The sequence below is a fragment of the Castellaniella ginsengisoli genome (genome assembly GCF_040955415.1).
GTDB lineage: Bacteria > Pseudomonadota > Gammaproteobacteria > Burkholderiales > Burkholderiaceae_B > Castellaniella > Castellaniella ginsengisoli.
The window spans coordinates 2,739,298-2,757,128 of the sequence record NZ_CP158257.1 but is presented as its reverse complement, the minus strand read 5'-3'; the positions used below and the strand labels follow the sequence as shown (position 1 = coordinate 2,757,128).

Here is a 17,831-nt window from a genome sequence, read left to right as displayed (position 1 = left end):
GGCGGCATGATGGTCGCGTCTGCGCGTGAATGGTAATCTGGCTCCCGGGCATCACAACAGCCATGATCCGGGGGGATTCTTCATGCGGTCTCGTCTCTTGCGCATCGCCACAGCGGCGCTGGTTCTGTGCGGCCCGACGGCTGCATCGGCCTTGTCGGTGACGCATTTTTCCCCTGAAGGCATGATGGCCCGGATCGCCCGGGTGCAGGCGGATTTCGATGTCCCCGCCGTGGCGCTGGGCGATGGGGCGGCCGATCCCTTCCTGATCGCTTGCGAGGGCGGGACGGCCAAGGGCTCGGGCCGCTGGACCGACCCGCAACACTGGGTCTATACCTTCGACAAACCTCTGTCCGGGGCCGTGTCGTGCCAAGCGCAGCCCAATCCGGATTTTCGCGATCTGCAGGGCCAGCCTCTGGTTGGCGATGTGCGCCGTTTCGCCACCGGCGGGCCGCGTGCCCGGCTGGTCCGGCCCTGGAGCCGCACCATTTCCGAAGATCAGGTCTTCGTGCTGCGCTTCAACGCTTCGCCGGATACGCAATCCTTGCTGGACCATGCTCATTGCGAGATCGAAGGCCTGGGCGAGGCTGTGCCTGTTCGCCTGGTGACCGGCCCGGACCGTGCGCAGATTCTCAAGGCGGTGGCTGGCGTCAACGAGGCGGATGGCTGGGACGATGCCCGTCTGTTGCAATGCAAGCGGTTGCTGCCGCCCAAGGCGCGCGTGCGGCTGGTGGTGTCGCCCGGCGTGCGCTCCGCAGGGCAGGCGGGCCGGCCAGGCGTGCCATCGTCCGTGGGCTTGGCCGAAGACTTCGAAGTCCGCACGGCGTTCAACGCGGTCATGAGCTGCACGCGCACGCACGCTCAAGCGCCGTGCTCGCCCTTGTTTCCCATCCTGGTCGCGTTTTCCCGGCCCGTTCCCCGGGATCTGGCGGCGCGCGTCACGCTGGAGTCTTCCCAGGGGCTGCGCACGGCCCGGCAGTTCGGGCCCGAGGCGGATGATCCGTCGGGCGATGCGATCGAGACCTTGCAATTCGACCCGCCCTTTGATGAGCGATCGGCGCTGACGCTGTCCTTTCCTGAAACGCTGCGCGACGATATGGGGCTGCCGCTGGCCAACGCGGATCGTTTTCCCTTGACGATCCAGATGGATGCCATGCCGCCGCTGGTGAAGTTCGCCTCTGGCGAATTCGGCATCGTCGAGCGTTTTGCCGAGGGCGCCCCCGGCGAGGATCGGCCCGTCCTCGCACCGCTTGCCTTGCGGCGGGTCGAGCCCGGATTGCAGACCCGGGATCTCGTGCTGTCCGCCGGACGGGTCCGCGACCAGGTGATCACGGACGATGTCCAGGCGCTTCAGTGGTATGCGCGCGTGCGCAACCTTCAGGAAGGGTCGTTGACGGCCGGGCAGTTCGCTGATCGGCTGGCGCTGCGTGCGCCGCGTGAGGCCCGGGAAGGCGAGCCGCGCATCGACGTGCGGTCGCGTTCCGTGTTCGGGCCCGAGGATCCGGTCCGGATGCTGGATCTGCCCGGGCTTCAGGATACAGAGGGTCAGCATATCGAGATGGTCGGGATTCCCCTGGACGAGCCCGGCCTGCATGTGCTGGAAGTCGCCTCGCCCCGGCTGGGGGCTGCCCTGCTGAAGCGCGCCGGCGCGACGGCGGACGAGCAGGTCATGCATGTGCGGTCGGCGGTGCTGGTCACGAATCTGGCGGTTCATCTGAAGGCCGGGCGCGACGATACCCTGGTCTGGGTGACGACGCTGGACCGGGGCGTGCCGGTGGCCGGCGCCCGGGTGTCGGTGCTCGATTGCAACGGCCGGCGCCTGCTGGGCGGTGAAACCGACGCGCAGGGTCTGTGGCATGCGGATACGCCCGTGCCCACGGATGCGTACTGCGAGGGCGTGGAGCAGTCGGGCGTGTTCGTCACGGCGCGGATCGCCGCCGATCACGCCTTGGCCCATGGAAAGGCGGATTTCTCCTTTGCATGGTCCAGTTGGAGCCGGGGCATCGAGCCTTGGCGTTTCGATGTGCCGGCAAGCCGGTCCCGGGATCCCGATCTGGCGGCTCACGCCGTGCTGGACCGCACGCTGCTGCGGGTGGGAGAGACGGTCTCCATGAAGTTGTTTCTGCGCCGCCTGAGCCGCCACGGTGTGGAAAACCTGCCTGCCGACCGCTTGCCCGCCCAGGTGCGTCTGTCGCATGACGGCTCGGGAGAAGCGCAGACCCTGCCTCTGGCATGGAGGACCACCCCCAGCGGAGGGCAGTACGCCTTGCTTGACTACACGATACCGCGCAAGGCCCGCCTTGGCCGGTATTCGATCGAGTTGCAGCCGGTGGGGGGCGCGGAAGATGACTGGGCCCCCTGGCTGTACGCCGGCGATTTCCGGGTCGAATCCTTCAAGCTGCCGCTGTTGGCCGGATCGTTGAAGATTGCCGCCGATGGGGCGCCGGCCGCCGGCCCCTTGGTGGCGCCGCAGGGGGTGCAGGCCGACCTGCAGTTGTCCTGGATTTCGGGCGGTCCGGCGCGCGATCTGCCCGCCACGCTCTCGGCGGTGGCGCGGCCCCTGACGCCCAGTTTTTCCGCCTACGGGGATTTCAGCTTCGGTCTCCAGGGCGTGACCGATGAGAGTCCGCAGTCCGGTGAGGCCGAATCCGCCGGACTGCGGCGGCTGATTCTGGACCGGCACGCCTTGCGCCTGGATGCGCACGGCGGGGCGCGGGTGAACCTGAGCGATCTGCCGCGCCCGTCAGAGCCCCAATCATGGCTGTTTGAGGCTTCCTTTGCCGATCCCGCCGGCGAAATTCAGACCCTGGCCCAGACGGCGCAGGTCTGGCCCGCGGCGGTGGTGGTGGGCCTGCGCACGGGGCGCTGGATGTCGCGCGGCGAGCAGTCGACGGTCACGTTGCTGGCGCTGGATACGGCCGGGCGGCCGCAGGCGGGCGTGCCGGTTCAGTTGGATGGGCGCGTGCGCACGACCTACAGTACCCGCAAGCGCCTGGTGGGCGGGTTCTACGCCTACGATTCTCATGAGCAGGTGGCCTCTCTGGGCACGCTGTGCCAGGGCGAAACCGATGCCGAAGGCATGCTGGAGTGCACGGTCAGCCTCGATCGGGACGGCCAGATCGAATGGTTCGCGCAAGCCTGGGATGCCCAGGCGCGTGTGTCGCGCGCTTCGGCCTCGATCTGGGTCTGGGGGGATGAAGCCTGGTTCGGCGAGGGCAACGACGACCGGATCGACGTGATTCCCGCCAAAGCCGATTACAAACCCGGTGAAACCGCCGAATTCACGGTGCGCATGCCGTTTCGCCAGGCCCGTGCGCTGGTGGCGGTGGAGCGCGAGGGTGTGCTGGAGACGCACGTGGTCGAGTTGGATGGCGACGAGCCTGTCGTGCGTCTGCCTGTGCAAGCGGGGTGGGGGCCGAACGTCTACGTCTCGGTGCTGGCCGTGCGCGGCCGGATTCGCCAGGTGCCCTGGACTTCGTTCTTCGATTGGGGCTGGCGCCATCCGCTGAACTGGGTCAAGGCGCGCGCCGTGCAGTCCGGCGAGGCTCCGACGCCTTCCGGGCGGGTGGATCTGGCCAAGCCGGCATTCCGCTTTGGCTTGGCGAGAATCCGGGTGCAGAGCGAAGCCGACCGGCTGCAGGTCCGGGTCGAGGCTGACCGGGATACGTATCAGGTGCGCCAGCACGCCCGGGTCCGTATCCAGGCGGCGTTGCCCGACGGGCGGCCCGCGGCCGGCGCCGGGGTGGCCTTTATCGCTGTGGATGAGGCCTTGCTGGAGCTGCGCGACAACGACAGTTGGGATCTGTTGCGGGCCATGCGGATGGAGCGCGACTACGGCGTGGAGACCGCCACCGGCCAGGGCGAGGTCGTCGGCCGGCGGCATTATGGCCGCAAGGCCGTGGCGGCAGGCGGTGGCGGCGGCTTCAACGCCACGCGGGAATTGTTCGACACGCGCTTGTTGTGGCGTGGAGACCTGACGCTGGATGCGCAGGGCCAGGCCACGCTGGAGGTGCCGTTGAACGACTCCTTGACGCGCTTTCGCCTGGTGGCCGTGGTTGACCAGGGCGAGGGGCGCTTCGGCACGGGCTTTGCCAGCATCGTCAGTACCCAGGACTTGCAAGTGGTGTCGGGACTGCCGCTCGTGGCGCGCGAAGGGGACCGCTATGAGGCCCGGGCGACCGTGCGCAACCGCACATCCCGGCCGATGGTGCTGTCCTTGTCGGCCGGCGTGACTGCAGCCGATGGCGCCAGGGTGTCTTTGCCTGGGCAGGCGTTGCTGCTGGAGCCAGGCGCGGCGCACACGGCCGCCTGGCCGGTGAGCGTGCCGCTCTTGTCCGGCGGGGCGGACACCGAGACGCTGCGCTGGCATTTCGAGGCGCGGACGACCGAAGGCGAGGCGGCTTCGGACCGGATCGCTGTGGAACAGACGCTGCTGCCCGCCGTGCCGATCACGGTGCGCCAGGCGACGCTGCTGCAGGTTCCGGACGGCGTGCCGCAACGCGTGCCGGTGGACGCCTCGGCGCGGGCGTTGCTCGATGCCGAGGGCGTGCCGCGAGGCGGAGTGCGGGTCAGCCTGCAGTCCAGCCTGGCGGGTTCCCTGCCGGGCGTCAGCGCCTGGCTGCAGGCCTATCCCTATACCTGCATCGAGCAGCTCAGCGCCAAGGCGCTGGGAGGACGCGATCCCGTCGCGTGGCAGGCCCTGATGCACCGCCTGCCCGACTACCAGGCCGAGTCCGGGCTGTTGTCCTATTTCCCGGGCGGGCGCGGCAGCGTGGCCCTGACGGCGCATTTGCTGGAAATTTCCGTGCGCTCGCAAGAGGCCGGCGCAGGCTACGCCCTGCCGGGCGAACCCCGTGAACGGATGCTGGCGGCGCTGCAGGACTACGTCTTCGGGCGCCTGACCGAGGATGGCTGGGCGCCTGTGCGGGATGAGTTCTGGCGCAAGCTGATCGCGATCGATGCGCTGGCGCTGGCGGGCGCCTGGCAGCCAGGCATGCTGGACAGCTTTGCGCAGGATGTCAGCGATTGGCCGACGCCCGCAGTGGTGACCTGGTTGTCGATCCTGCGGCATGCCCCCGGCCTGGCCGATCGGGAAGCCTTGTCGGGCCAGGCCGAGGCCGTCTTGCGTGCCCGGCTGTCCCGGCAGGGCGCCTCTCTGACGCTGGCCGACGATACGGTCGATTCAGGCTGGTGGTTGATGAGCAGCCCCGCGACCGCCCAGGCCCGCCTGTTGATGACGGTATTGGATCGGCCCGCTTGGCGCGCCGACCTGCCGCGCCTGTTGGCCGGCCTGCTGTCGATGCAGCGGGACGGCGCCTGGCCCACGACCACGGCCAATGTTCTGGGCGTGCTGGCGGTGGACCGGTTCGCCCGCCGGGCCGAAGCCCACGCGGGCGAAGGCGCAGTGCGCATCGCATTGCCGCCGGAAGCGCCGGCCGAGCTGCGCTGGGCCGGCATGCCGCAAACCGGCGATGGCGTCCATCGCGAGGTCCTGGATCTGCCCTGGCCGCGCGGCCGCCAGGGCGTGCTGGAAATCGCCCAGCAGGGGCGGGGCGGCGGCTGGGCCACGGTCGCTGCGCGTGCCGCCGTGCCGGCGCTGCGCGCCGTCGACGCCGGCCTGCAGGTCGAACGCACGGTGATTCCGGTTTTCCAGGCATACGCCGACCGCTGGTCGGCAGGCGATGTCTATCGCGTCCGCTTGCGCATCCGGGCGCGGGAAACGCTGGCCTGGTCCGTGGTCAGCGATCCGGTGCCGGCGGGGGCTTCGATCCTGGGAGGCGGCCTGGGCCGGGATTCCAGCTTGGCCGCATCGGGCGGGAATCAGGAAGCGTGGTGGCATCAGCCCAGTTTCGTCGAGCGCCGCGCGGGCCTGTTCCGGGCGTACTACGAGGTCATGGAGCCGGGCGAGCGGACGTTGGAATACACAGTGCGGCTGAATGTGCCGGGGGATTATCAGTTGCCGCCGACGCGCGCCGAGGCTTTGTACCAGCCAGACGTGTTCGGTGAGGCGCCCAACCGGCCCTTGCGCGTGGAGCCGCTGCCCTGATGGCGATTGCGGGCCGATGCCTCGGGGGCGCCGTGCTGGCGGCGGGGCTGTGGCTGGCCCCGGCGGCCTGCGCGCAGTCTGCCGCCGATGTGAGCGGCCACACCTTGGCATCCGTGGGCTTTCCGCCGGAGTATGCGGCTGTCAGGGCGGCCTGGCGCCCTTCGGATGTGCGCGTGCTGGCCGCGGACGGGCAGGAGCTGCAGCGTCTGCGCGCGGATTTTTCCGCGCGGCGCGGTGACTGGCTGCCTCTGGCCGAGGTGTCGGCGGCCTTGCAACGGGCCGTGGTGATGTCGGAGGACCGGCGCTTCTATGCGCATGACGGGATCGACTGGCTGGCGAGCGCCTCGGCGGCCTGGGCGTCCGTCTGGAACCCCGGGGCCCGACGGGGCGCTTCCACGCTGAGCATGCAACTGGCGGCCTTGCTGGACCCGGCGCTCAGGCGCGGGCCGGGCGGGCGCGGCATCCTGCAGAAGTTCGACCAGATGCAGGCGGCCCGGGCGCTCGAAGCCCGCTGGAGCAAATCCGAGATTCTGGAAGCCTATCTGAACCTGGCCGCCTGGCGCGGCGAACTGGTCGGGGTCGATGCGTTGTCGCGCGTGCTGTTCCAGAAGCACGCCTCGGGCCTGACGCTGCGCGAGGCCGCCCTGGCCGCCGTGTTGCTGCGCGGGCCGAATGCGCCGGTGCCGGCGCTGGTCCAGCGCGGCTGCGCCCTGCTGCAGGCGCTGGGCCGGCCCGGTGAGTGCCAGGGCCTGCGCGATTTCACGCAAGCGGCGCTGTCGCGCACCCGGGAAGTGCGTTTCGATGCGCCGGCGTTGGCGCCTCATTGGGCGCGTGTGTTGTGGGATGCGGGCCTGGCCGATGGACATGGCGAGATCCGTTCGACGGTGGATCGCGGATTGCAGGAGGCGACGGTGCGTGCCGTGCGGCGTCGTCTGAGCGAATTGCGCGGCACGGGCGTGACCGATGCGGCCGTGGTGGTGCTGGACAATCGCAGCGGCGCCGTGCTGGCCTACGTGGGATCATCCGGCGTCTTGTCCGAAGCCGCCGACGTGGATCACGCGCGCGCCCTGCGCCAGGCGGGTTCGACGCTCAAACCCTTTCTGTACGGTCTGGCGCTGGATCAGCGGCGCCTGACGGCCGGTTCGCTGCTGGACGACAGCCCGGTGGACCTGGACGGGGGGGGCGGGCTCTATGTGCCCGACAACTATGATCACCGGTTTGGCGGTTGGGTCAGCGCCCGTACGGCGCTTGCGTCCTCCTTGAATGTGCCCGCGGTGCGCACCCTGATGCTGGTCGGCACCGATGCGTTCGCCAGCCGGCTGGTCGAGCTGGGCCTGCCCTTGACCCAGGGCGGGGATTACTATGGCTACAGTCTGGCGCTGGGCTCGGCGGACGTGACGCTGCTGTCCCTGAGCAATGCTTATCGGGCGCTGGCGCGCGGCGGTGATTACGCGCCGGTCAATCTGCGCGCGCAGCCGGGCGCTCCGGCCCAGGCAGGCACTCGCGCGTATTCGTCCGGAGCCGCCTGGATCGTGGGCGACATGCTGGCCGACCGTCCGGCGCGCGCCCGGACTTTCGGCCTGGACAGCCCGCTGACCACGCGTTTCTGGACGGCGGTTAAGACCGGCACCAGCCGCGATATGCGCGACAACTGGTGCGTGGGCTGGTCGGCCGACTATACGGTGGGCGTCTGGGTGGGCAACAGCGCCGGCGCCAGCATGCGGCACGTTTCGGGCGTCAGCGGCGCCGGCCCCATCTGGCACGATGTTTTCGATTGGCTGTACCGGAACCATGCCCCCGCGTCGCCGCCCAGGCCTGCCGAGGTCGAGGCGCGGACGGTCGTTTTCGGCGATGGGCTGGAGCCGGCCCGGACCGAATATTTTCTGGGCGACACGGCTCAGGCGCGCTTCTCGCCGCCCGATGCCCGGGCGGATCCGGGCCGGCCGCGCATCGCCGAGCCCGTGGACGGCACCGTTTTGGCCCTGGATCCCGACATCCCGCAGGGCCGGCAGCGCCTGCGTCTGCGTGCGGTGGATGCCGGCGGCCGGATGGTCCTCGACGCGCGCTGGTTTCTGGATGGTCGGCCCTACGATGCGGGCGGCGAGCCGGATTGGGCTCCCGAGCCGGGCGCGCACGTGTTCGAATTGCGTGACGCCCAGGGCGTGGCGCTGGATCGGGTCAGGGTCATCGTCCAGGCGGGACGGTTCGTTGCCGGGGAGGCGGGGCCCGGCGCTTCCGCTGGCCCGAAGGGCGGGAACCATCCTGTTCCTCAGGGTCAACATTGATTACCTGGAAATGTGCCATCATTCAGGCATGAGTGGGAAGAAAAGGAGTCGGTGCATGCGCAAACCGAACTTTCAAATCAATATCCGGATGAAGGCCCTGACAGGGGCCGCGCTGATGGTTCTGGCGGGTTGCCAGGCCGTGCCCGGGGCAAAAAATGCGGGAAACGAGACGGCCGCCGCCGCACCTGAACGGCCGCAAATGCAGACCACCCATCCCCGGCATGTCATCGCCGAAAATCGGCAAGCGCTGGATCTGCGGCTGTTTCTGGCCGATACGCAGCCCCGGCCGGGCTGGACGCCCGTCAGCCTCAAGCCGTCCGGCATGCTGTATGTGCGGCCCGACGAGGTAATCGGCCGCGACGATCTGATCGGCATCCAGGCGGCGACCGACCAGAAGGGCGAGGGCATCCTGGTCCTGATCCTGGGCGACGAGGGCTTGCGCAAGCTGCGTGCGGCCACGGCGGCCAATCCGGGGCTGCGTCTGGCCCTGGTCGTGGGCCACACCATGCTGGCCGCGCCCGGCTATGCCGCGCCGATTTCTCAGCAGCAGCTTGCCTTCGGCGTGGGTTCGGCGCGCAACGCCGAGCTGGCCGCCCGCTCGGTGGCGGGGGTGGATGCCGCGCCGCCTGCGGGCGGGTTCTGAACTGCCGGTCCGCACTTCCTGACGGCCGTTCGCCATGTTCAAGCCTCCAGCGGCATCCTTCGGGGCGGCGGCGCCCCGCAACTGGTTCGATCAGGGCGGTAAGGCCTACGCACGCTTTCGTCCGGAATATCCGCCGGAGCTGGCGCAGTTCCTGGCGTCCGCGGCGCCGGGCACGGCGTTGGCGGTCGACGCGGGCTGTGGCAATGGCCAACTGACCGTCCATTTGGCCGCGCATTTCCACCGGGTACAGGGGGCGGACCCCAGCGCGGACCAGATTGCCCACGCCGTGGCGCACCCCCGCGTGGCATACGCCTGCGCCCCGGCGGAAGCACTGCCCGTCGCCGATCATGAGGCCCAGCTCATCACGGCCGCCCAGGCCGCGCACTGGTTCGATCTGCCGCGCTTCTACGCGGAGGTGCGCCGCATCGGTGCGCCGCGCGCCGTGCTGGCGCTGATCAGCTACGGCGTCCCGCAACTGGATCCGGCGCTCAATCCGCGTTTCAGCCGTTTCTACTGCGATGAAATCGGCCCTTTCTGGCCTGCGGAACGCGCGCTCGTCGATACGGGCTATGCAGATCTGCCGTTCCCTTTTGAAGAACAGAGCGTACCGGCCCTGGGCATTTGCAAGACGTGGAATCTGGAGGCGCTGCTGGGCTATCTGTCCACCTGGTCCGCCGTGCGCAGCGTGCGCGAGGCGGCGCGCGAAGACATTCTGCAGTGCTTCGCCGCCGACCTGACGGCGCTGTGGGGCGATCCGGCGCAAAGCCGGGAGATACGCTGGCCCATCAACATGCGCGTGGGAACCTTGTGAGCCGGCGCCATTCATGCGGTCTTCGCGCCCGGCTGACCCGGGGGCGGCCGCGCTTTCAGAGAGGGGGCCCCAGTGCCTGTGGCGAGAATGTCGCGAAACGGCATGTTTTTCTTGCACGGTGGGCGCTGAATCAGTAAAAATATGCGCATTGCGTATATTGGATCTGCTCATGGCGATTTCCCAACAAGTCTTCCTGCGCGACGCGATGCGTCGCCTGAACCTGACCCGCGATGTGTTTGCGGCCCGCATCGGCGTCAAACGTCGCGCGTTGGATACGTGGCTGCTTCCCGAGGGCTCCCAGGAAGCCCGCTCGATGCCGGAAGTTGTTTCCCGTTTCGTCACTGAGATCGTGGAAAACAGCACGCTGATGGAAAAATATGCGCAAAGCGCACAATCCGGCCCCTTGCGCGACCGAATCGCGGCCGACAATAAACATCAGCTCTTGTCCGTGGATCAGTTCACGCGTGAGTCCGTGGAGGAATTGTTTCGCGTGGCCGACCAGATGCAACCTATTGCTCGCCGGCAGAAAGTGTCCCGCGTCCTGGAAGGTGCGGTGTTGGGCAACCTGTTCTTCGAAGCCAGCACCCGCACACGGGTCAGCTTCGGCGCGGCCTTCTGCCGCCTGGGCGGTTCGGTGTGCGACACCACCGGCTTCACTTTTTCGTCCATGGCCAAAGGCGAATCCATCTACGACACCAGCCGCGTGATGAGCGGCTACGTGGATGCCATGGTGATCCGCCATCCCGAAAAAGGTTCCGTGGCCGAATTCGCGGCGGCGACCAATATTCCCGTGGTCAACGGCGGCGATGGCGCGGGCGAGCATCCCAGCCAGGCGCTGCTGGATCTCTACACCATTCTGACGGAGTTCTCGCGCCTGGGCAAACTCTTGGATGGTGCGCACATCGTCATGGCCGGCGACTTGAAATACGGCCGCACGGTGCATTCGCTGATCAAGCTGCTGGCCTTGTATCGCGGCATGAAATTCACCTTGGTATCCCCGCCGGGTCTGGAAATGCCGGACTACCTGCTGGAGCAGGCCAGCCGCAACGGCCACGTCATCGAGCAGACCCACGACCTGGCGGCGGGTCTGAAAGGCGCCGACGTGGTCTACGCCACCCGGGTGCAGAAAGAACGTTTCTCAGGCGAAAACCTGGAGGGGTATACGGCCGATTTCCAGGTCAACCGCGCCATCGTCGATGCCTGCTGCGGCCCGGACACGATCGTGATGCACCCGCTGCCGCGCGACAGCCGCGAAGGCGCCAATGATCTCAGTACCGATCTGAATCACGATCCCCGTCTGGCGATCTTCCGCCAGACGGACAACGGCATTCCGGTGCGCATGGCGATCTTTGCCGTGCTGATGGGCGTCGAGAGTCTGGTGCAGCATTCGCTGCGCGACGTCACCTGGATGCCGCCATCCCATATCGGGCCGGACGACAGCGTGTTTCACGGGATCGACTGAGGCGCCTTCCGTCTTCCGCTTCGCGGCGCGCAAGCCGCCCGGAGCGCGCCGGCGCCGAGCCGTCCGCGGGCGGCAGGCTACTTGGTGTCCGAGCGCATCCCGCCCAGCGCGGCGACCAGGTCGTCGAGCATGCGCGCCAGTTCGCCCGCCATCAGGGCGAAGTCGGCCTCGAACTGCTCGGCCTCGTTGGCGGCCTGGGCGTCCTGGTGCTCTTTGAGCACATCCAGCGGCGCGACGCGCTTGATGTCCAGGTTGTCGGTCAGCACGAAGGACACGCGGTCATTCCAGGTCATGGCCAGGCGCGTGCACTGCTTGCCCGCCTGGATGTGGCGGCGGACTTCGTCCAGTTCGACCGTCTGGCGCACGTAGCGCACGGTGGCGCGCGACTCCCCGGTGGAGCGCAGCTCGGTGTCCTGGTCGATCGTGAAACCGGCGGGGGCCTCGTCTTCCGACAGCCACAGCGTCATGGCGGCGGCGGGCGACATCTCCACGTGCAGCGGCACGATGGGAAAGGGCGTAAGCGTCTTGGCGAGCAGGCCCAGAACCTCGTCGCTGCGCGCGGCGGCCGCGGCGTCGATCGCCACCCAGCGGTTCACGGTGTCGATCCAGACGCGCGTGTCGTGGGCGATGACGAAGGCGCGCGGCAGCAGCTCCATCGTCATCTGCTCCTTGATCTCCTTCATCTGCTTGCGGCCGGGCTTGTAGCCCTGCTGCTCCTCCATCTGCAGGGCGCGCGCGCGGCTGGCCTGGTTGACGACCGTGGCCGGCAACAGTTTCTTCTCCGTTTGCAGGCGCAGCAGGATCTGGCCGTGCTGCGCGTAGGCCAGGCCGCTGTCCTCGCGCGGCGGCAGCCATCCCGACACCTGGCTGTCCTGGCTGCCGCCGGGCTGGAAGGCGAGGGGCTCCAGGGCCGCTTCAAGGTCGGCGGCGGTCAGAGAGGCGTTAGGGGCGAGACGATAGAGTTTGAGATTCTTGAACCACATGGTCTTGTCAGGCGGGCCGGCGACGGCGGTGAAAAAGGGATTTGATTGTACGCGGTAAAAATTCGATCGCTCAGCGCGCCTGTGCCCGCGCCCATTCCCGCAGTCCCGGGTGTCTCCGGTCTTTGTCCGACAGGATGGGGGCTTCGATCGGCCAGGGGATCGCCAGTTCAGGGCAGTTCCAGGCCAGGCCGCCCTCATCGGCGGGATCGTAGTAGTCGGTGCATTTGTACTGGAAAATCGCGGTGTCGCTGGTGACGCAGAAGCCGTGCGCGTAACCGGGCGGAATCCAGATCTGGCGATGGTTGTCGGCCGACAGTTCCACCGCCACGTGTTGCCCGAAGGTGGCGGATTGGGGATCGATGTCCACCGCCACGTCGAAGACCGCGCCTTCGACCACCTGTATCAGCTTGCCTTGCGGGCGCGTGCGCTGGAAATGCAGGCCGCGCAGCACGCCGCGCGCGGAACGGGAGACGTTGTCCTGAACGAAATCGGATTCGATGCCGGCCGCTTCACGGTAACGGCGGGCGCTGAACGATTCCAGGAAAAAGCCGCGCGCGTCGCCGAAGACCTGCGGCTCGATGATGCGTACGCCCGGCAGGGCGGTGTCGATGACCTTCATGACCTGCCGTCTTCGCCGGCCAGGGCCAGCAGATAGCGCCCGTAGTCGGTCTTGGCCAGCCGCATGCCGCGCGTTTCGAGTTCGGCGCGATCCAGCCAGCCGTTGTTGAAGGCGATTTCCTCCAGGCAGGCGACTTTCTGCCCCTGGCGATGTTCGATAGTCTGCACGTAGGTGCCGGCCTCCAGCAGGCTTGCGTGCGTGCCGGTGTCCAGCCAGGCGAAACCCCGGCCCAAGCGCTGGACGTGCAGGTCGTTGCGTTGCAGGTAGGCGTTGTTCACGTCGGTGATTTCCAGTTCGCCGCGCGCCGAGGGGCGCACCCGGCGCGCGATGTCCACCACGTCGTTGTCGTAGAAGTACAGGCCGGTGACGGCGTAGGGGGATTTGGGGTGCGCCGGCTTTTCTTCGATGGAGACGGCACGCCCGGCGGCGTCGAATTCCACCACGCCGAAGCGTTGCGGATCGGCCACCCGGTAGCCGAAGATCGTAGCGCCCGAGGATCGCTGGGCCGCCTCGCGCAGCATGCCGCTGAAGCCGTAGCCGTAGAAGATATTGTCTCCCAGCACCAGGCAGACGCGGTCGTCGCCGATGAAGTGCTCGCCGATCAGGAAAGCCTGGGCCAGGCCGTCGGGCGAGGGCTGCTCGGCGTAGGACAGCGCGATGCCGAAATCGGATCCATCGCCCAGCAGGCGCCGGAAGCCTGGCAGATCATCGGGCGTGGAGATCACCAGCACGTCGCGGATGCCGGCCAGCATCAGCACCGACAGCGGGTAGTAGATCATCGGCTTATCGTAGATGGGCAGCAGTTGCTTGGACACGCCGCGCGTGATGGGGTGCAGCCGCGTACCCGAGCCGCCGGCAAGGATGATGCCTTTCATGGATGACGGGGAAGGACTTGGACAGACGCCAGTGTAGCGGGGAACGCGGGGATGCGATGCGGAGAGCTGGCGGCGGTTTCCGGGAGACGGGACGGATCGGCGGCCGCCGTCGCGGGGCACGCTCAGGCTTTCCGGGCCGGGAGGGTGATGGATCAGGAAGCGCAGGATGTCCCCCGCGCCCTGCCCGGCATGGGGGTCAGGGCGCGTCCAGATCGTTGTGCCGGGTTTCCTTGACGAACAGCAGGCCGATGACCAGCGTCATCGCGCATACCGCGATCGGATACCACAGGCCATCGTACATGTTGCCGGTGGTGGCGACCGTGGCGAAGGCCACCGGGGGCAGGAAACCGCCGAACCAGCCGTTGCCGATGTGGTAAGGCACGCTCATGGAGGTGTAGCGGATGCGTGTCGGGAACATTTCCACCAGCATGGCGGCGATTGGGCCGTAGACCATGGTCACCTGGAAGACCAGGAAGAACAGCAGCAGGAGCACCATGGTGAAATTGATCTGGGACGGATCGGCATAGGCGGGATAGCCGTGGTCCCGCACCGCCTGGCGCAGCGCGTCCTGCAGCGCGGCGTTGCGGTGGGCGAATTCGGCGCGTGGCAGCGCCGTGCCGTCGAAGGAATCGATGCGTTGATCGCCCACCAGCGCGTAGGCCACGATGCCTTCGGGCGCGGGCTGGTTGGTGTAATGGACCGAATGGCTCGCCATGAACGCCTTGAGCAGGTCGCAGGCGCTGGTAAAGGATGCAATGCCCACCGGGTTGAACTGCAGCGAACAATCGTTCGGGTTGGAGACGACGTAGACGGGAGCCTGGGTCTGGGCGCGTTCCAGCGCCGGGTTGGCGTAGTGGGTCAGGCCTTTGAAGACGGGAAAATAGCTCAGGGCGGCGATCAGGCAGCCGGCCATGATGATGGGCTTGCGGCCGATCCGGTCCGAGAGCGCGCCGAACACCAGGAAGAAGGGGCAGGCCAGCAGCAGGGCCAGGGCCACCAGGATGTTGGCGATATTGGCTTCGACCCCCAGGGTTTCGGTCAAGAAATACAGGGCATAGAACTGGCCGGTGTACCAGACTACGGCCTGGCCGGCCGTCAGGCCGATCAGGGCCAGCAGGATCAAGCGCAGGTTCTTCCAGCGGCCGAATGCTTCCTTGATGGGGGCGCGCGAGATCAGGCCCTCGCTTTTCATGCGTGTGAAGGCGGGCGATTCATGCAGGCGCAGACGGATCCAGACCGAGATCACCAGCAGCAGCACGGAGATCAGGAAAGGCACCCGCCAGCCCCAGGCGTCGAAGGCCTCCTGGCCCAGCGTGGCGCGGGTGCCCAGGACGACGACCAGCGACAGGAACATGCCGGTGGTGGCGGTGGTCTGGATCCAACTGGTGAAGAAGCCGCGCCGGCCTTGCGGCGCATGCTCGGCCACGTAGACGGCGGCGCCGCCGTATTCGCCGCCCAGGGCCAGGCCCTGCAGCAGGCGCAACAGCAGCAGGATCATGGGCGCGGCCGTGCCGATCGAAGCCGAGGACGGCAGCACGCCCACCAGGAAAGTGGACAATCCCATCACCAGGATTGAAATCACGAAGGCGTACTTGCGGCCGACCATGTCGCCGAGCCGGCCGAACACCAGGGCGCCGAAAGGCCGCACGGCGAAACCCGCCGCAAAAGTCAGCAGGGCGAAGATGAAGCCGGCCGTGGGGTTCAGGCCGGAGAAAAAATGCTGGGCGATGACGGCCGCCAGGGAGCCGTAGATGTAGAAGTCATACCATTCGAAGACGGTGCCCATGGAAGACGCCAGAATGACGCGGCGCTCTTCGTGAGTCATGGGACGGTGGGCTTCGTCCATCGGATCGTGCGGCATGGGTCGGGCTCGGTTCATGAACGGGTCCTCGGCGCATCGTCGCGGGGGAATGAAACACGCAGCCGGGTGCCGGCGCTGACCGGGTCCCGGTGGTTGCCGGGCGGCAGGAACGCAATGGTGGCGTGGTGGTGCTCGGCCACCTCGCGTACGATCGCCAGGCCCAGGCCGCTGCCCTCGGCGCCATGGCCAAGGATCCGGTAAAAGCGGTCGAACACGCGGGATTGTTCCTCGGGGGGGATGCCTGGGCCGGAATCCTGGACTTCCAGGCAGACCCGGTCGCCCTCGGGCAGGGCGCGCACGGTGACCCGGCCGCCCCGGGGCGTGTAGAGCAGCGCATTGTCGATCAGGTTGTTCAACAGTTCGCGGACCATCACCGCATTGCCGAAGATCGGCAATGCTTCGCCGGGCGACTCAAAGCCCAGGTCGATGTGTCGTTGCAGGGCGGTTTCGACCCATTCGAGGGTACAGGACTCGGCCAGGCGCAACAGATCCAGCAGCTCGGTGGTGCGGGACTGGGTGGGATCGAGAGACTCCGCCTGAGCCAGCAACAGCAACTGGTTGACCAGACGGGTGGCGCGCTGGGAGCCAGTGATGAGCTGCTGCAGGCTGTCGCGCATGCGTTCGGGCTCTTGTTCGCGCAAGGCCAGCTCGCATTGCGTGCGGATGCCGGCCAGCGGGGTTTTGAGCTGGTGGGCGGCGTTGGCGACAAAGCGCCGCTGAGATTCGATGGAGTCGGACAGGCGCTGCAGCACGTTGTTCATGGACGCGATCAGCGGCACGATTTCGGCCGGGGCGAGGTCGTCGCGCAGGGGGGACAGATCGCTGGGCTTTCGGCGGCGCATGTGCTCCTGGAGCAGGCTGAGGGGCTCGAGGCCCTGGGTCAGGCCCAGTCCGGCCAGCATCGCGGCCAGGGGCAGGATGATGAGTTGGGGCGTCAGCATGCCGGTCAGGATCTCCTGCTGCAGCGTGGCGCGCGCCTCGGCGGGTTCGGCCACGACCGTCAGGAAGCCGGTGCCATCCTGATCGCGTCCGCCCCAGACGTAGGCCATGCGGATGGCCTGATGATCCAGGGATGCGTTGCGAAAGCGGATCTGATCGATGTCGTAGCCCCAGTTTTCCGGCGTGGGGATGCTGGGGTCGCCAGCCAGCAGATTGCCGTTCGCATCCAGGATCTGCCAACTGGTGGAGGGCTCGTCCGCGCTGCCCGCCAGCACCGTGCGAGCGGATTCGGACAGCGCCACGCTGCTGGCCAGCCGCTGTTGCTCGACCTCGTGGCGCAGCAGGCGCAGGTGGCTTGCCAGTGTCCGGTCGTAGGGCGAATTGGCGATGTTGAGAGAAATGAAGTAGGTGATGACGATGCCGATCGACCACAGGACGAACAGCGGCACGATCATCCACAGCAGGATGCGGCCCAGCAGGGTTGCGCGGCGGCGGGCTCTGCGCGGGGCCGGATTCGAGAACATGTCTGGCGAGCCGTCAGCCAACGGCGGCCGTATCGGCGGACATGGCGCGACTATCGGGTTCCAGGCAGTATCCCAGGCCGCGCACGGTCAGGATGTGGACGCCCGCGGGCTCGATCTTTTTGCGCAGCCGGTGGATGTAGACTTCGATGGCGTTGGTGGTGACCTCTTCGCCCCATTCGCACAGCAGGTCGACCAACTGATGCTTGCTGATCATGCGGCCGCTGCGCGACAGGAAGATTTCCAGCAGGCTGGTTTCGCGGGCGGACAGTTCGACGGTGGCTTCGTCGATGGAGGCGACCCGTCCGTTGAGATCGAAGGAGAGGCGGCCATGATGCAGCACGGATGCGCGGCCGCCGCCGTGCCGGCGGATCAGGGCGCGCACGCGGGCCTCCAGTTCGCTGAGGGCGAACGGCTTGGACATGTAGTCGTCGGCGCCCAGATCCAGGCCTTCGACGCGCTGTTCGACGGAGTCGGCGGCGGTCAGGATCAGGACGGGCAGCGGTGTGCCGCGCTGGCGAAGCTTGCGCAGCACGGACAGGCCATCAAGGCGCGGCAGGCCCAGATCCAGGATCAGGAGGTCGAAGGTCTGCAGTTGCAGGGCGGAATCGGCGCTGGAGCCGTCACTCACGACATCCACGGCATAGCCTTCGTAGCGCAGTGATCGGGACAGCCCGTCCGCGAGAATGCTGTCGTCCTCGGCAATCAGGATACGCATGGCGGAATTGACGTTCAGGAGGAAGCGGGCGCCGGAGCGCCCGGACTGCTGCCATTGTGGCACGCGCGCCC

General features: G+C 67.7%; 11 protein-coding genes. 5 read left to right on the top strand and 6 right to left on the bottom strand.

What is annotated here, in order from left to right:
* The first annotated feature begins 82 nt into the window (after positions 1–82).
* The 5 genes from ABRZ00_RS13115 (at position 83) to ABRZ00_RS13095 (ending at position 11,244) form a co-directional block, all read left to right on the top strand.
* On the top strand, positions 83–6,043 hold the full coding sequence (locus tag ABRZ00_RS13115; RefSeq protein WP_368641706.1) for an alpha-2-macroglobulin: 5,961 nt from the start codon (positions 83–85) through the stop codon (positions 6,041–6,043).
* Entirely contained in the window at positions 6,043–8,328 is a 2,286-nt protein-coding gene (gene pbpC / locus ABRZ00_RS13110; RefSeq protein WP_368641707.1) for a penicillin-binding protein 1C, read from the top strand. Before ABRZ00_RS13115 ends, pbpC begins: the two co-directional genes overlap by 1 nt.
* A gap of 55 nt (positions 8,329–8,383) precedes the next feature.
* The gene (locus ABRZ00_RS13105) at positions 8,384–8,971 is read left to right on the top strand and encodes a hypothetical protein (RefSeq protein WP_368641708.1); all 588 of its coding nucleotides are present in this window, start codon (positions 8,384–8,386) and stop codon (positions 8,969–8,971) included.
* Between the two features lie 34 nt (positions 8,972–9,005).
* Positions 9,006–9,782 (top strand): class I SAM-dependent methyltransferase, encoded by a 777-nt coding sequence (locus ABRZ00_RS13100; protein ID WP_368644326.1) that lies wholly within the window; start codon positions 9,006–9,008, stop codon positions 9,780–9,782.
* 169 nt (positions 9,783–9,951) lie between these two features.
* Positions 9,952–11,244 (top strand): aspartate carbamoyltransferase, encoded by a 1,293-nt coding sequence (locus ABRZ00_RS13095; protein WP_343835283.1) that lies wholly within the window; start codon positions 9,952–9,954, stop codon positions 11,242–11,244.
* A gap of 77 nt (positions 11,245–11,321) precedes the next feature.
* Here the strand turns inward: ABRZ00_RS13095 and ABRZ00_RS13090 are convergent, their stop codons facing one another.
* From ABRZ00_RS13090 to ABRZ00_RS13065, 6 genes are all read right to left on the bottom strand, one after another.
* Positions 11,322–12,227, bottom strand: coding sequence for a recombination-associated protein RdgC (locus ABRZ00_RS13090; protein WP_343835281.1), 906 nt, complete (start codon positions 12,225–12,227; stop codon positions 11,322–11,324).
* Positions 12,228–12,297: 70 nt separating this feature from the next.
* Positions 12,298–12,846 (bottom strand): dTDP-4-dehydrorhamnose 3,5-epimerase, encoded by a 549-nt coding sequence (gene rfbC / locus ABRZ00_RS13085; protein WP_368641710.1) that lies wholly within the window; start codon positions 12,844–12,846, stop codon positions 12,298–12,300.
* The gene (gene rfbA / locus ABRZ00_RS13080) at positions 12,843–13,721 is read right to left on the bottom strand and encodes a glucose-1-phosphate thymidylyltransferase RfbA (protein ID WP_368641711.1); all 879 of its coding nucleotides are present in this window, start codon (positions 13,719–13,721) and stop codon (positions 12,843–12,845) included. The genes rfbC and rfbA overlap by 4 nt, the downstream gene beginning before the upstream one ends.
* 196 nt (positions 13,722–13,917) lie before the next feature.
* On the bottom strand, positions 13,918–15,546 hold the full coding sequence (locus ABRZ00_RS13075; protein WP_343835898.1) for an MFS transporter: 1,629 nt from the start codon (positions 15,544–15,546) through the stop codon (positions 13,918–13,920).
* A gap of 50 nt (positions 15,547–15,596) precedes the next feature.
* Positions 15,597–17,045, bottom strand: a complete 1,449-nt coding sequence (locus ABRZ00_RS13070) for a sensor histidine kinase N-terminal domain-containing protein (RefSeq protein ID WP_343835278.1) — start codon at positions 17,043–17,045, stop codon at positions 15,597–15,599.
* Between the two features lie 13 nt (positions 17,046–17,058).
* Positions 17,059–17,760 (bottom strand): response regulator transcription factor, encoded by a 702-nt coding sequence (locus ABRZ00_RS13065; protein WP_343835277.1) that lies wholly within the window; start codon positions 17,758–17,760, stop codon positions 17,059–17,061.
* Positions 17,761–17,831: the final 71 nt, after the last annotated feature.

Excerpts from the sequence above, each read along its gene's own strand:
- ABRZ00_RS13115 (WP_368641706.1), top strand. The coding sequence starts at position 83 with ATGCGGTCTCGTCTCTTGCGCATCGCCACAGCGGCGCTGGTTCTGTGC.
- pbpC (WP_368641707.1), top strand. The coding sequence starts at position 6,043 with ATGGCGATTGCGGGCCGATGCCTCGGGGGCGCCGTGCTGGCGGCGGGG.
- ABRZ00_RS13105 (WP_368641708.1), top strand. The coding sequence starts at position 8,384 with ATGCGCAAACCGAACTTTCAAATCAATATCCGGATGAAGGCCCTGACA.
- ABRZ00_RS13100 (WP_368644326.1), top strand. The coding sequence starts at position 9,006 with ATGTTCAAGCCTCCAGCGGCATCCTTCGGGGCGGCGGCGCCCCGCAAC.
- ABRZ00_RS13095 (WP_343835283.1), top strand. The coding sequence starts at position 9,952 with ATGGCGATTTCCCAACAAGTCTTCCTGCGCGACGCGATGCGTCGCCTG.
- ABRZ00_RS13090 (WP_343835281.1), bottom strand. The coding sequence starts at position 12,227 with ATGTGGTTCAAGAATCTCAAACTCTATCGTCTCGCCCCTAACGCCTCT.
- rfbC (WP_368641710.1), bottom strand. The coding sequence starts at position 12,846 with ATGAAGGTCATCGACACCGCCCTGCCGGGCGTACGCATCATCGAGCCG.
- rfbA (WP_368641711.1), bottom strand. The coding sequence starts at position 13,721 with ATGAAAGGCATCATCCTTGCCGGCGGCTCGGGTACGCGGCTGCACCCC.
- ABRZ00_RS13075 (WP_343835898.1), bottom strand. The coding sequence starts at position 15,546 with ATGACTCACGAAGAGCGCCGCGTCATTCTGGCGTCTTCCATGGGCACC.
- ABRZ00_RS13070 (WP_343835278.1), bottom strand. The coding sequence starts at position 17,045 with ATGTTCTCGAATCCGGCCCCGCGCAGAGCCCGCCGCCGCGCAACCCTG.
- ABRZ00_RS13065 (WP_343835277.1), bottom strand. The coding sequence starts at position 17,760 with ATGCGTATCCTGATTGCCGAGGACGACAGCATTCTCGCGGACGGGCTG.